14 protein-coding genes and 1 pseudogene are annotated in these 13,760 nt (G+C 52.4%); 6 read left to right on the top strand and 9 right to left on the bottom strand.

Annotated elements, in window-relative coordinates; all coding sequences use genetic code 11:
- Positions 1-19: 19 nt before the first annotated feature.
- Positions 20-1,114, bottom strand: a complete 1,095-nt coding sequence (locus ACOTYB_RS18955) for an NADH:flavin oxidoreductase (RefSeq protein WP_220153089.1) — start codon at positions 1,112-1,114, stop codon at positions 20-22.
- 102 nt (positions 1,115-1,216) lie between these two features.
- Here ACOTYB_RS18955 and ACOTYB_RS18950 point away from each other — a divergent pair, with 102 nt between their 5' ends.
- The gene (locus ACOTYB_RS18950; protein WP_047055462.1) at positions 1,217-2,101 is read left to right on the top strand and encodes a LysR family transcriptional regulator; all 885 of its coding nucleotides are present in this window, start codon (positions 1,217-1,219) and stop codon (positions 2,099-2,101) included.
- A gap of 86 nt (positions 2,102-2,187) precedes the next feature.
- Here ACOTYB_RS18950 and ACOTYB_RS18945 read toward each other — a convergent pair whose 3' ends face one another.
- Positions 2,188-2,859 (bottom strand): SOS response-associated peptidase, encoded by a 672-nt coding sequence (locus ACOTYB_RS18945; protein ID WP_220153088.1) that lies wholly within the window; start codon positions 2,857-2,859, stop codon positions 2,188-2,190.
- 324 nt (positions 2,860-3,183) lie between these two features.
- A pseudogene (locus ACOTYB_RS18940) lies at positions 3,184-3,381 on the bottom strand (tyrosine-type recombinase/integrase); the annotation flags it as partial.
- Positions 3,382-3,451: 70 nt separating this feature from the next.
- Here ACOTYB_RS18940 and ACOTYB_RS18935 point away from each other — a divergent pair.
- From ACOTYB_RS18935 to ACOTYB_RS18925, 3 genes are all read left to right on the top strand, one after another.
- The gene (locus tag ACOTYB_RS18935) at positions 3,452-3,583 is read left to right on the top strand and encodes a hypothetical protein (protein WP_255301129.1); all 132 of its coding nucleotides are present in this window, start codon (positions 3,452-3,454) and stop codon (positions 3,581-3,583) included.
- A gap of 221 nt (positions 3,584-3,804) precedes the next feature.
- The gene (locus ACOTYB_RS18930) at positions 3,805-4,002 is read left to right on the top strand and encodes a hypothetical protein (RefSeq protein ID WP_003856931.1); all 198 of its coding nucleotides are present in this window, start codon (positions 3,805-3,807) and stop codon (positions 4,000-4,002) included.
- Positions 4,003-4,005: 3 nt separating this feature from the next.
- A complete protein-coding gene (locus tag ACOTYB_RS18925) occupies positions 4,006-4,428 on the top strand; it encodes a GFA family protein (protein WP_022651250.1) in 423 nt (140 codons plus the stop codon).
- A 34-nt stretch (positions 4,429-4,462) separates the two neighbouring features.
- On the opposite strand, the gene ompC is transcribed toward ACOTYB_RS18925, so the two are convergent.
- Both ompC and nifJ read right to left on the bottom strand, forming a co-directional pair.
- A complete protein-coding gene (gene ompC, locus ACOTYB_RS18920) occupies positions 4,463-5,590 on the bottom strand; it encodes a porin OmpC (RefSeq protein ID WP_017382260.1) in 1,128 nt (375 codons plus the stop codon).
- A 387-nt stretch (positions 5,591-5,977) separates the two neighbouring features.
- On the bottom strand, positions 5,978-9,502 hold the full coding sequence (nifJ, locus tag ACOTYB_RS18915) for a pyruvate:ferredoxin (flavodoxin) oxidoreductase (RefSeq protein WP_045336352.1): 3,525 nt from the start codon (positions 9,500-9,502) through the stop codon (positions 5,978-5,980).
- Positions 9,503-9,772: 270 nt separating this feature from the next.
- Between nifJ and ACOTYB_RS18910 the strand changes: the two genes are divergently transcribed.
- Complete coding sequence (locus tag ACOTYB_RS18910; protein ID WP_003856935.1) at positions 9,773-10,039, top strand: DUF333 domain-containing protein; 267 nt, start codon at positions 9,773-9,775, stop codon at positions 10,037-10,039.
- A 1-nt stretch (position 10,040) separates the two neighbouring features.
- On the opposite strand, the gene hslJ is transcribed toward ACOTYB_RS18910, so the two are convergent.
- The 4 genes from hslJ to ACOTYB_RS18890 form a co-directional block, all read right to left on the bottom strand.
- The gene (gene hslJ / locus ACOTYB_RS18905) at positions 10,041-10,478 is read right to left on the bottom strand and encodes a heat shock protein HslJ (protein WP_003856937.1); all 438 of its coding nucleotides are present in this window, start codon (positions 10,476-10,478) and stop codon (positions 10,041-10,043) included.
- Positions 10,479-10,601: 123 nt separating this feature from the next.
- Entirely contained in the window at positions 10,602-10,730 is a 129-nt protein-coding gene (locus ACOTYB_RS18900; RefSeq protein WP_421765866.1) for a DUF2474 domain-containing protein, read from the bottom strand.
- Positions 10,730-11,740 (bottom strand): cytochrome d ubiquinol oxidase subunit II, encoded by a 1,011-nt coding sequence (gene cydB, locus ACOTYB_RS18895; RefSeq protein WP_022651249.1) that lies wholly within the window; start codon positions 11,738-11,740, stop codon positions 10,730-10,732. The genes ACOTYB_RS18900 and cydB overlap by 1 nt, the downstream gene beginning before the upstream one ends.
- Before the next feature lie 5 nt (positions 11,741-11,745).
- Positions 11,746-13,140: a cytochrome ubiquinol oxidase subunit I gene (locus ACOTYB_RS18890; RefSeq protein WP_126525353.1), complete on the bottom strand. Its 1,395-nt coding sequence runs from the start codon at positions 13,138-13,140 to the stop codon at positions 11,746-11,748.
- A gap of 393 nt (positions 13,141-13,533) precedes the next feature.
- Between ACOTYB_RS18890 and ACOTYB_RS18885 the strand changes: the two genes are divergently transcribed.
- Positions 13,534-13,722 carry a hypothetical protein gene (locus ACOTYB_RS18885; protein ID WP_003856945.1) on the top strand — a complete coding sequence of 63 codons (189 nt, stop codon included), beginning with the start codon at positions 13,534-13,536 and terminating at the stop codon, positions 13,720-13,722.
- Positions 13,723-13,760: the final 38 nt, after the last annotated feature.

Here is a 13,760-nt window from a genome sequence, read left to right as displayed (position 1 = left end):
TGCCGATGGTAAATAACAATTAAAATCGTTCTTTTTCCTTGATGTCTGCAACCGGTGAAAGAATATCGTCAGGCAGATCGTGAAGCGGGAGACCGCAACGGACCTTTCGTGGCCAGTCAGGATTTGCTAATGCTGCCTTGCCGATAGAAACAAAATCAGCGCCCATATCCAGTAATTTTTCTGCCGTTTCACCGTCATCCAGCCCACCGTTAGCAATGATGATGGTCTCCGGAGCGGCTTCACGGGCAAGCTCAACAAGGCTCTTGTCACTGTTCTCGAATACAGGCAGCCAGGATTTGTATTCGGTCACATGGATATAGTCCACGCCGGCATCGGCGAGCAGACCGAAGATTTTCCTGGCACCGTCCTCACCTTCTTTCCATTTATGATGAAAATCGTTTACTTTTCCCTGCGAAATCCTGACGCCCAGCGTCTTTTCTGCGCCAATTTTACCGCGCACGGCACGGATAACTTCCAGCGTAATGGCCAGCCGGTTTTCCAGGGAACCGCCCCATCCATCAATACGCTGGTTGGTATAGTCTGTCAGGAACTGGTCAAGCAGGTACCCGTTCGCCGCATGGATCTCAACGCCGTCAAATGTTGCATCACTGACGGCGAGCTCCGCGCTGTCGGCAAAGCTGGAGATGATGTCGCGGATCTGCTCTTCACTGAGTGTCCGGGGAGTGCGGTATTCCCCGGAACCATAGTAGAACTCAAGCTGCTGCCCTTTAGGTTTCACGGCGGAAGGACCGGCAGAGTCCGGACGGTAGATATTTTTCTGAGACAATGCGCCGGCATGAATGAGCTGGGCTATGACCCGTGCACCGCGCTGATGTGCTTTTTCGACAACATTTTTCCAGCCGCAGATCTGTTCTTCATTCACGATGCCTGGCTGAAACGCATAGGTCTGTGACCACGCCTGATCAATGTAGATCCCCTCGGTGATGATGGCGCCGAAACCTCCCCGGGCAAAGCGGGAGTAATAATCCTGCATCTTTTCACCCGGTACGCCGGTTTCAGATGCGGAGATACGCGTCATAGGGGCAACCATGATGCGATTGCGGAACAGAGTGCGGTTAATAAATGTGGCTTCGAATAATGATGCGTGGCGCATGGTGACTCCTTGGTAACAATTATAATAAAAATAATTATAATGCCGTTATCCGTAACGTTATACTGGTAAGAAATGCATCACTGTATAACGGAAATAGATAAAATGAATCTTCGTGACGTCGAACTGTTCATCGTTCTTGCGGAAACCTGCAATCTTTCTCAGGTCGGGCGCAGACTTGGCATGAGCGCGATGAGCGTGTCGCGACATCTCGCCCAGCTGGAAAAGGATTTAGGCGCGCGTCTGTTTCAGCGCACGACCCGCGCGGTGTCGCTGACCAGCGAGGGTGAAGAATTTCTTCCCTATGCCAGAACCATGATGGAAGCAGAGCAGGGCGCACGGATTATGTTCAGCGAGGACGCTGGCGGGGCGTCAGGCCTGCTGAAGATCACGGCACCCTCCGGCATCGGCCGGCGTTACATACTTCCCCTGCTGCCTGACCTCATGGAACGGAATCCAAAGATGAAAATCGATCTCAACCTCAGTGATGACGTGGTGGATATCGTGGGTCAGGGGTACGATGTGGCCATCAGGGTTGCCCCGCTCAGGGATTCGAACCTGATTGCCCACAGACTCAGCAGCAACCCCCGGGTCCTCTGTGCCTCACCTGCTTATCTGTCCCAGCACGGGATTCCCACCACTCTGGCAGAACTGACCAATCATCAGTGTTTGAGAACGGCAATGGTGTCTCAGTGGACATTTGTGAAAGATGGGAACCTACTCAGTCATTTATTTGAGCCACGGTTCATTTGTAACAATGTAGAAGGTGTCCGAAGTATGTGTAAGGCCGGAGCGGGCCTGGCACAACTAACAAAAGCAGATATTCACTCTGAACTGGCAAGCGGAGAACTCGTCGAAATATCACTTAATGATGCTGATTGCCACATGCTGGCAATATGGGCGCTGTTTCCGACAAAGCGCTACCTGCCATGCCGCGTTACTGTCTTTCTAGATGCTTTAAAGTCTTCGCTGAAGAGACTTATGTCATGAATATTAAGTTCAACTTTTGGAGAGTGATAAAGTCATAATGTCCGCATTTCGCTCATTTCGAACATGACAGATTTCTTTTGACCTTACTATTTTGATGCCTTGACTAGCTCCGGACCCTGGTTTATCACATTCCCCATGGCACGCGTCACGGCGTGCCAGATAAACTTGTCGGCTGGCACAGCGCCGTCGGCTGCTATCTCCTCAGCTTCTTTACCGCCTAGGTCCTGACGCATCCACTCACGTGCCGCTTCTGCAGACAGAACCAAGGGGCGGCGGTCGTGAATGTCGACCAGTCCTTTATCAGCTGCAGACGTCACAATCAGAAATCCCTCTGCTTCATCTCCACGTTTGAAAGGCGTGCTGCCGATCGCTGCCATGAAAATGGGTTGGCCGTCGGCGCGGTGAATGAAGTAGGGCTGTTTCTTGTCTCCTTCCTTTTTCCATTCGAACCAGCCACCAGCAAAACAGATCGCCCGGCCATGCTGCCAAAGAGGTTTGAACATTCGGCTGGTGGCCGCGGTTTCGACGCGCGCGTTAATCAGTGGCGGCTTATCCCACAACCAGGGCGCGTAACCCCAGAGCACCGGATCGAGGTGCAGTTGTTCGTCGCGTTCGCTCAACAGCAGAACCTTGGTTCCAGGCGCGACGTTGTACCGGCCAATAGGTTCCGGGTCATAGGCAATGTCACGATCGGCTTCATCGGCCAGGTAAGCCAGATATTCTTCACGGGTTTGGGCTTGTGCAAAACGTCCACACATAGAAACTTCCAGTCAGTCAGACTGAAAGTATATGGCAGGGAGAAAAAGGAGGGCACACTGGCTAAAGTTAGGGGCAAATTTAGGGGCAAAACTGAGGAATAGGGGCAAAAAAAGGGCATTAAAAATGTATTACTGGGTAGCTTTAGGGAGAAACTGCTATGCTTTAACTAATTGAATAAATTAACAAAACGAAAGCAATCAATGAGTTAACAAAATCAGCGTAGCTTATTCAGGTTGTACTGTTCTTTCTTGTTAATCTCTTGATTTTCTTGCATCTATTCGTTACTCAGATCTCAAATGGGGCACAGGGTGAGGAAAACGATTTCAAAGCGTCAGCTTCGTGTTCATCTCTTCTATCCATGTAGCATAGATTTCATACACCATCTGCGCATTTACGTGCCCCATCTGGTTAGCGATAAAAGACGGGTTTGCGGCTACCGGTAAAAACCAGCATGCGAAAGTGTGTCGTGTATAGTACGGATTGCAGCGCCGAATGCCAGCACGATTTACAAATGAGCCCCACAGGAGAAGTTTGGTTAAGACTGAAGGGTTGTCTACACTTACAGCTTACGCAGTAAAAACGGAGGTGAAAATGACTGACCGTCCCGTTCATGGTGACCATCCTGATTATAATCCCAGCCCGGATAACCCGGAAAAGGATGGAAGAAAACCGAAAGATGATCCTGGCTCAGCGCCTGAATCAGGCGATAAAGATCCAGAGTAATGACCAACCGCCTTTACGAAGGCGGTTTTAACACCCATTACGGCCTCTCTACGCGCACCGCTATTCACGTTATCCTCATCAACGTCGTCTGATAACCGCTCAGAATCCATCCCTTTTTTGCCGGATGAACGGGTGAGATAAAGCACGGATTTCATTCCCGCGTACCAGCGCGTTTTACAGTTCTCCTGCTACGCTTTTGAGGAGGACAAGGGAGCGCTTCTATGAAAAATAAAGACGAGCAGACAGGATTAGTTGGGCTGGCGATTGGTGCCGCCGTTATCGGGCTGGTTTCATCCCAGAAGATCATCAACCGTGAAAGTATTGTCGATGAACTGGTAAGGCTCGGCAGGCAGAAGGGGGATGGTGTCGAAGATGAGGTCTTTTTAAAAGCGGCTGAGTTAGTGAGAAAAGGGGTATAAGCGATGGCTGACATTCGTCATGCACAGTGTCATTGTGGGGCGGTGAAATTTACGGTTGAGCTGACGGACGGCCTGAATACCGCACGTCGATGTAGCTGCTCGTTTTGCAGGATGCGTGGGGCGGTCGTGGTTTCAGCGCCTTTGACGGGCATTAAGGTGACGCAGGGCGCGGACACGCTCACAGAGTACCGTTTCAACACCGGCACGGCGCGCCATTTCTTCTGTTCGATTTGCGGTATTTACACGTTCCACCAACGACGTTCCAATCCCAATGAATATGGTGTGAATGTCGCCTGTCTGGAAAATGTCACGCCATTCGACTTCCCGGAAGTGGCGGTAATGGATGGAGTAAATCACCCTATGGATGGCGACAGCGGGGTATTTGGCTATCTCTCTTTCCGTAAAGAACAGACGAAACAGCGATGAAAACTAGCCCGCAGATCGCTGCGGGCTAACGGGATTAGAACTGGTAAACCAGACCTAACGCTACAATGTCATCCGTACCGATGCCATTGTTTTTGTAGAATGAATCATCTTCATCCAGCAGGTTGATTTTGTAATCAACATAGGTGGACATGTTTTTGTTGAAATAATAGGTAGCACCGACGTCAGCATATTTTACCAGGTCTTTATCGTCCTGGCCATTGCCCAGGTCTTTACCTTTAGACTGTAAATAGGAAATGGCCGGACGCAGACCGAAATCGAACTGATATTGTGCGGTGACTTCGAAGTTCTGGGTTTTGTTTGCCACCGCATCTGCATTGTCGCCGTACGGCGTCATATTGCGGGTTTCGGAATACATTGCCGCCAGATAAATGTTGTTGGCATCGTATTTCAGACCTGCGGTCCATGCATCCGCAGTATCGCCGCCCGCAGTAGTGTAATTTACCTGATCGTTGGTACGGTCAGATGAAGTATATGCTGCACCTGCGCTGAAGCCCATGCCGAAATCGTAGGTTGCGGATATACCGTAACCGTCACCATTTTCATGACGTGTATCACGACCGTTGTTGGTCCCTTCATTGGTAGAGCAGAAATTCTCGTCGCAGTTATTACCTTCATTATTACCCTGATACTGCACCGCGAAGTTCAGACCCTGCACCAGACCAAAGAAGTCGGTGTTACGGTAGGTCGCCACGCCGTTTGCACGACCGGTCATAAAGTTATCGGCATAAGTATAAGAGTCGCCACCAAATTCTGGCAGCATATCGGTCCAGCCTTCAACGTCGTACAGGACGCCATAGTTGCGGCCGTAATCGAAGGAGCCGTAATCGCCCACCTTCACGCCCGCGAAGGCCAGACGCGTCCAGGACTGATTGTCAGAACCTTCGGTGTTGTTTGCCTGAATGTTGTATTCCCATTGGGCGAAGCCGGTCATCATGTCGTTGATTTGGGTTTCACCTTTAAAACCCAGACGCATATAGGTTTGATCGCCATCTTTAGACGCGTCGTCAGAGAAATAATGCAGACCATCTACTTTGCCATACAGATCCAGTTTATTGCCGTCTTTATTATAAATTTCAGCTGCGTGAGCGGCTCCAGCCATTAACAAAGCGGGGATCATCAGTGCCAGTACTTTTCTTTGCATTTTGATTATTCCTTTGCAGTTATTTTTTTATTGCTTAGTGAACTTTCCGGGCTGGAAAGGTGTCCCATGCTAAATCACTCTGGCGGCGGATGAATAAAATATAATTGTTACGGGTTAAGTAAAATCTAAACTAAATGATGCGGTTGAAATAATGATAAACGTCATGAATGGATTATTATAATCAATACAAAATAAAAATTATTAATTACGAGGAAAACAAGGTAATCTCCACGCCGTTATATGCCTTTAAGATTATTTCATCCATAATTCACGTGAATATTGTTCAGAACATTGAGGCAATTTTCACCGATCTTCTGGATTCGCCCGGTGCACGTGCATCGGGCTTTTTTATAGCAAAAAAATGCCCGGACAAGCCGGGCATACAGGTTATTCACTGGTCGATTTTTCGGCTTTTCCTGCCAGTTGCGCCAGAAAGTCATAACGCTTCTGAAGATCCGCTGCCGCATCCTTCCATAGCTGCTCTGCTACTTCAGGCTGCTGGGCGTTCAGCCTGCGGAAACGCTGCTCCTGAAGTAAGGTTTCGGCAAGGGCGTCTGACGGCGGACGCGAATCCAGCGCCAGCGGCAATTTCCCTTCATCGGCACGGCGCGGATCAAAGCGGTACAGTGGCCAGAAGCCGGTTGCGGTGAGCTGACGCATCTGGTCGTGGCTGAGTGCCAGATCGTAGCCATGCTCCTCACACGGACTGTAGGCGATGATTAGCGACGGGCCTGGATACGCTTCCGCCTCCTGAATGGCTTTCACCGTCTGGTTGAGCTGCGCCCCAAGCGAAATTTGCGCGACGTAGACGTGCCCATACATCATCATGCTGACGCCCAAATCTTTACGCGCCTTGCGCTTGCCGTGCTCACCAAATTTCGTGACCGCCCCCAATGGCGTTGCTTTCGAGGCCTGTCCGCCGGTGTTGGAATAACACTGAGTATCGAGCACCAGAATATTGACGTTTTCGGTCAGGCTCAGGACATGATCAAGACCACCGAAACCAATATCGTAGGCCCACCCGTCGCCGCCGATCAGCCAGATAGATTTTTCAACCAACGCGTCAGCATCAGTCAGGAGTTGTTCAGCCCCTTCAACACCCTGAAGCGCGTGGCGCAGTTCAGCAACCTGCGCGCGACGAACGTCAGGTGTGGCCTCCGCATGCAGGGCATCATTCAGTTCTGCCGGGATCTTATCGGCAAACTGTGCCAGCAGACGCATTACGCGGGCGCGGTGCTGATCGACCGTCAGACGGAATCCCAGACCAAATTCTGCGTTGTCCTCGAAAAGCGAGTTTGCCCACGCCGGGCCGCGACCGTTTGCGTCGGTAGTGTACGGCGTGGACGGCAGGTTACCTCCGTAGATCGACGAGCAGCCCGTCGCGTTGGCAATCAGCATCCGGTCGCCGTAAAGCTGGGTAAGCAGTTTGATATACGGTGTTTCGCCGCAGCCGGAGCACGCCCCGGAGTACTCGAAGAGCGGGGTGATGAGCTGCGAGGTACGAATGTCAATGCGTTCCAGCTTGTTGCGATCGATTTCGGGCAGGTCGAGGAAGAAATCATAATTCACTTTCTCTTCTTCAACATGTTCAAGACGCGACATCATATTGATGGCTTTGATTGACGGGTCCTGACGATCTTTCGCCGGGCACACCTCGACGCACAGGTTACAGCCGGTACAGTCTTCCGGCGCCACCTGAAGAACATATTTCTGACCACGCATATCGCGGGATTTTACATCCAGCGAGTGCAAACTTTCCGGTGCGCCATCTAACGCTTCTGGTGACACCACTTTGGCGCGAATGGCCGAGTGCGGGCAGGCCGCCACGCAGTGGTTGCACTGGGTGCACAGCTCTTCTTTCCAGATAGGGATCGCTTCGGCAATGTTGCGTTTTTCCCAGCGGGTCGTGCCCATCGGCCAGGTGCCGTCAGGCGGAAGCGCAGAGACGGGAAGGGTATCTCCCAGTCCGGCAAGCATCGCCGCCGTGACGGTTTTGACGAAATCCGGGGCGGCGTCAGACACCACTGGCGGCCGGTTCGGACTGCTGGCATTGACCGGCTGCAACGGCACCTCGAACAGCGATTCGCGGGCCAGCGCCAGCGCCTGCCAGTTGCGCTCAACCAGTTCCTGACCTTTGCTGCTGTAGCTTTTGGCGATCGCCCCCTGGAGTTCCATCAGCGCGCTGTCGCCCGGCAGAATATTGGTCAGGTGGAAGAACGCCATCTGCATAACCGTATTGATGCGCGCCGCCAGGCCGCATTCGCGGGCGATCTTCGCGGCGTTAATGACATACAGGCGCGCCTGTTTCTGGTTAAGCACTGCCTGCACTTCCTGGGGCAGGCGTGCCCAGACCTCGTCGGCGCTGTAAGGGGTGTTGATCAGGAAAATACCGCCGGGCTTCAGGCGCTCGGCCATCTGATATTTATCAATGAACTGGAGCTGGTGACAGCCAACAAAATCCGCCTGAGAAATCAGGTATGCCGAGCGGATCGGGTGTTCGCTGACGCGCAGGTGGGAGACGGTAAGTCCGCCCGCTTTTTTGGAGTCGTAGACGAAATATCCTTGCGCATACCACGGCGTAGAGTTGCCGATAATTTTGATGTTGTTCTTGGTCGCCGAGACGCTGCCGTCGCTGCCCAGACCGTAGAACAGCGCTTCCAGTTTCGCATTCGAGGGCAGGGTGTTTTCCGGCAAAGGGAGAGAAAGGTTAGTCACGTCATCATAAATGCCGACCGTAAAGCGCGGCTTCGGTTTTGCCTCGCGCAGTTCAGCAAATACCGCAAGGACGCACTCCGGCCCGAACTCTTTTGAAGACAATCCATAACGCCCGCCAATGACGCGCGGCAGCGTTTCGCGCTCACCGCGGTTAAACGCCTCAGCCAGTGCGGTCATCACATCCAGATAAAGTGGCTCAGCCTGTGCGCCAGGTTCTTTGGTGCGGTCCAGTACTGCCACGGCACGCGCGCTGTCCGGTAGGGCTGCGAGCAGGTGTTTCGCTGAGAAGGGACGGTAGAGGCGAACTTTGAGCACGCCAACTTTTTCACCACGCGTCAGCAGCTCATCGACCACCTCTTCGCAGGTGCCGATGGCAGAGCCCATCAGGACGATCACGCGCTCGGCCTGCGGATGACCGTAATATTCAAACGGCTTATATTCGCGGCCCGTCGCAGCGGCAAAATCGTCCATCGCCTGTTCAACGTGCTCATACACCGCGTTGTACCACGGGTTTGTCGCCTCGCGGGACTGGAAATAGGTATCCGGGTTCGCAGAGGTACCCCGGATCACCGGATGTTCCGGATTGAGGGCGCGAGCGCGATGCGCATCGATGTCAGCCTGCGGCAGCAGATTGAGAATGGTGTCGTCCGGCAGTGGAACGATTTTGTTGATCTCGTGGGACGTGCGAAAACCATCGAAGAAATGAATAAATGGCACTCGGCTTTTCAGCGTAGCGATATGCGATATCAGCGCGAAGTCCTGTGCTTCCTGTACGCTGCTGGCGCAGAGCATAGCGCAGCCGGTCTGACGCACGGCCATCACGTCTGAGTGGTCGCCAAAAATAGAGAGAGCGTGAGTGGCTACGGTGCGTGCGGCAACGTGCAACACAAACGGCGTTAATTGCCCTGCCAGCTTGTAAAGCGTGGGGATCATCAACAGCAGCCCCTGAGACGACGTAAACGAGGTCGACAGGGCACCGGTCTGCAACGCACCATGCACGGTGGCAATGGCCCCGGCTTCGGACTGCATCTCAACAACCCGCGGGACATCGCCCCAGACGTTTTTTATCCCATTACCAGCCCAGGCGTCAGCCTGTTCAGCCATCGTGGAGCTGGGAGTGATGGGGTAGATGGCGATCACTTCGCTGGTACGAAACGCAACAGACGCGACTGCACCATTGCCGTCAATAGTTTGCATAGGACAACACCCTTACATTGCGCAAAAAGAGGGGTCTGTAAAACGACGACAGACCCTGAATATTATCTGTGTATTTTAGCAAAGCTCAGGTTTTACGATTTTCGCTTTTGTGTCCTTGGTATGCGCTGTATCAATGACTCGAAGGCTATTCGCGTTAAAAAATTGCGAGAAATTGTTACCAGGGCGCATAAATACGCACATCCGCTCTCGACGATGCGGCGCGTGATGCCTATTATGCATAGGTTTCGCGTTAATTATGGGGAGGAAGGTATGCGTTCAGCATTTTGGGTCGGATGTGCCGCGTTACTGTTGTCGGCATGCAGCAATGAACCTGTACAGCAGGCGACAGCGGCACACGTTACGCCGGGTATGCGAGCGGCTATGTCCAGTTCAGGTCAGGCCAACTGCGCAATGATCGGCGGTTCACTCTCCGTTGCCCGTCAGCTCGACGGCTCAGCCATCGGCATGTGCGCGTTGCCAAATGGCAAACGCTGTAGTGAGCAGTCGCTTGCCGTTGGTTCGTGCGGAAGCTACTGAGTTATTCAACTCGCTTAAACATCAATGTCTTATTGGCTGTCGCCAGCGTTAACTGGTCTTCGGTCAGGTCTACCTGTGCGCCTGTGCGTAGCATATCGGCGATGGTCTGATCCAGTTCATTTAGCTGCGGCTCGGTGCAGAGTTTCCGCGTCATTGCCAGCGTTTTGACCGTCAACTCTCCTTCGGACAGTTTACCCTGGCCGTTGAAGCCGTTGCACATTGTGCCGGAGACGACAATGTTGTTGATCAGGCTGATATTGGGTTGCGCACTGAAGCGAATGTCAGGCTGCGTTTTCCCGCCTTTGACTGCTTTGCCATCCACATTTTCAAGAACGAAACGGTGATTCTCTAACTGATCGGTCTGAACGGAGGCTTTACCAGGATTAACGCATCCAGCCAGTACAAGGCTGATTAAACTTACTGCCGCGAGCTTTTTCATTTTTCTACTCAAACTATCAATGCTGTAAATATTTTTTCAGTGTAACCATACCCTCCTGAGTGTTAATGGGGTTTATCTGAAAGTGCGGGAAGGGACCGGGCGGCGGCGCGCCCGGTCAGCGAGTTAGTGCGATTTAAATCCAGCTGCGGCCATCAGCATTTTAAAGAGCATACTTACGCAGGCCAGCGCCAGGACGCCGCCGCCCCAGATGATGGCAAGCCACATCAAACGTTTCCATACAGGTTGTTGCATCAGTGATAACCCTCCCCATGCTGTACTTTTCCGCGAAAAACGTAATAACTCCAGAAGGTGTAGACCAGAATCACGGGAATGATCAACAGTGCACCCACTAACATAAAGCCCTGGCTTTGGGCTGGCGCAGCGGCCTGCCAGAGGGTAATGTCCGGCGGGATGATATGCGGCCAGATGCTGATCCCAAGCCCGCTAAAGCCAAGAAAAACCAGCCCTAACGTCATGATAAACGGCAGGGTATGGCTCGCAGGATCGTGCAGGCAGCGCCACTGGCACAGACTCAGGATCGCAACCAGCGCAGGAACAGGCAGCAGATAAAACAGATTCGGCAGCGTAAACCAGCGCGCAGCAATAGCTGGTTGGGCGAGAGGGGTCCAGATACTGATTACTGCAATGAATACCAGAAGCAGGAGCAGAAGCACTTTCGATACCTGACGCATCCGCTTTTGCAGGGCATTTTCGCTTTTCATTACCAGCCACGTTGATCCTAGCAGCGCGTAAGCCACTACAAGACCCGCACCGCAGAAAAAATTGAACGCGGTAAACCAGTCAAACGGACCACCGCTGTAAGCTCGACCGGTGACGCTGAACCCCTGGATGACCGCACCGACGGTGATGCCCTGGCTGAAGGTCGCCACAATTGACCCGCCAATAAAGGCCTTATCCCAGAACGGGCGGTGCGCCGGAGTGGCCTTGAAGCGAAATTCGAAGGCGACCCCACGAAATATAAGCCCGATCAGCATTATTGTCAGTGGAATGGTTAGCGCGTCGATGATAACCGCATAGGCGAGAGGAAAGGCGCCAAACAGGGCCGCACCGCCAAGCACCAGCCAGGTTTCGTTGCCATCCCAGACGGGAGCCACGCTGTTGACCATCACGTCGCGGTCGTCCGCATTCGGCGTTGCCGGAAACAGGATGCCTATCCCCAGATCAAAACCGTCCATCACGATATACATCAACGTGGCGAAAACGATAATCACGAACCAGATAATGGAAAGATCGATACCCATTACGGTTACTCCTTAAATTCAGTGGTGACGGCAGAAAGCGGACGAGCAGGGCGGCCATCGGATTCAGTCGCGAAGGATTCATGGGGCTGCGGCCCTTTTTTAATCAGACGCACCATATAGCTGTAACCCACGCCGAATACCGCGGTATAAACTACGAAGAAGGCCAGCAAACTGACGCTCATGTGCAGATCGCCATGCGCGGAAACCGCATCCTTCGTACGCTGTAGTCCATAGACGACCCACGGCTGGCGGCCGACCTCCGTTGTTACCCATCCGGCGAGGATCGCGATCAGCCCGGACGGTCCCATCAGCAGGGCAAACCACAGGAAGGAACGTGATGTATAAAGGCGCTGTTTGTAACGCAGCCAGATTGCCGTCACGCCCAGGAGCAGCATCAACATCCCCAGGCCGGCCATGATGCGGAAAGACCAGAAGACAATGGTGGCGTTCGGGCGATCTTCTTTTGGGAACTCCTTCAATGCCGGAACCTGTTTATCGAGACTGTGGGTCAGGATCAGGCTGCCGAGAGCGGGAATTTCCAGACCAAAACGGGTCCGTTCCTGCTCCATATCCGGCCAGCCAAACAGCAGCAGTGGAGTAGGCTCACCCGGCGGATTCTCCCAGTGACCTTCGATGGCGGCTATTTTCGCTGGCTGGTGTTTTAAGGTATTAAGCCCGTGCATATCCCCCACCAGCGCCTGGAATGGGGCCACGATTAACGTCATCCACAACGCCATGGAGAACATAGTGCGAATAGCGGGGGTATTGTTTCCGCGCAGCAAATGCCAGGCCGCGGAGGCACCAACAAACAGTGCGCTGCTGAGAAATGCCGCTATCGACATGTGCAGCAGGCGGTAAGGGAAGGAGGGGTTAAACACCACGGCAAACCAGTCCACCGGAACGACCTGACCGTTGATGATTTCATACCCTTGCGGTGTCTGCATCCAGCTGTTTGACGAGAGGATCCAGAACGTAGACATGAGGGTCCCCAGTGCGACCATGCAAGTCGAAAAGAAGTGCAGCCCCGGCCCGACCTTATTCCAGCCAAACAACATCACCCCGAGGAACCCCGCCTCAAGGAAGAACGCGGTAAGCACTTCATAGGTCAGCAGGGGGCCGGTAATACTGCCCGCGAACTGCGAAAACCCGCTCCAGTTGGTGCCAAACTGATAAGCCATCACCAGGCCGGAGACCACGCCCATCCCAAAGTTGACGGCGAAGATCTTTGACCAGAAATGGTACAGCGATCGCCAGACGGGATTTTTTGTTCTCAGCCACAGCCCTTCCAGCACGGCGAGATAGCTCGCCAGGCCAATGGTTATCGCCGGAAAAATAATATGAAAGGATACGGTAAAGGCGAACTGTATTCGCGCAAGATGAAACGCATCTGGACCAAACATGCATTGCCTCAATGTTAAACGGTGTACTGTTATGATAAAGAGGGGGGGAATGAGATATCAGAAGCAGAAACTGATAATTTATCTATAACAGTTGTGTGAAAAGGTGAACTTTATCTGGCTGGTATAGCTAACAAGTAAGAATAAAAAATTTCTTTTTATGATTATTACGCATTAAACAGCTTGCTTTGTCGCCAGCAACATGCGTTAATGAATTTCTGGTTTTGAATCCAAATAAATATCTGACGTAGTTTTATAAAGCAGTTCTCATCACGTTGTGCCTCTCCGCAGCCTCTCTTGGGTCTTTATCTACATTCCGATTAGTTTTGTATCGAACCATTTTTTGCCTGATCGGCTCATGAGTAATTTACGTTTTTACGTTTACAGGAGAATCCTATGACTTCTTATATCCATTTCCGCTGCCCATGCTGTCATGGCTCGCAGTACCGCACCTCAGCTTTTGATGTGTCTGACAAAAATCCGTTCGGCGCGAAATGCATTTTCTGCAAATCGCCAATGATCACGCTCGACCACCTGGCCGCAGCGCGTTCGGCTCAGAATCACATTACTGAGTACCGCAAGTAATCTGCCGCGTTTCCAATAACAGTTAGCAAAATCTTCTC

This window comes from Enterobacter cloacae complex sp. IR5450 (assembly GCF_049238665.1).
Lineage (GTDB): Bacteria > Pseudomonadota > Gammaproteobacteria > Enterobacterales > Enterobacteriaceae > Enterobacter > Enterobacter hormaechei_C.
This window is presented reverse-complemented; position numbering and strand designations above follow the sequence as displayed.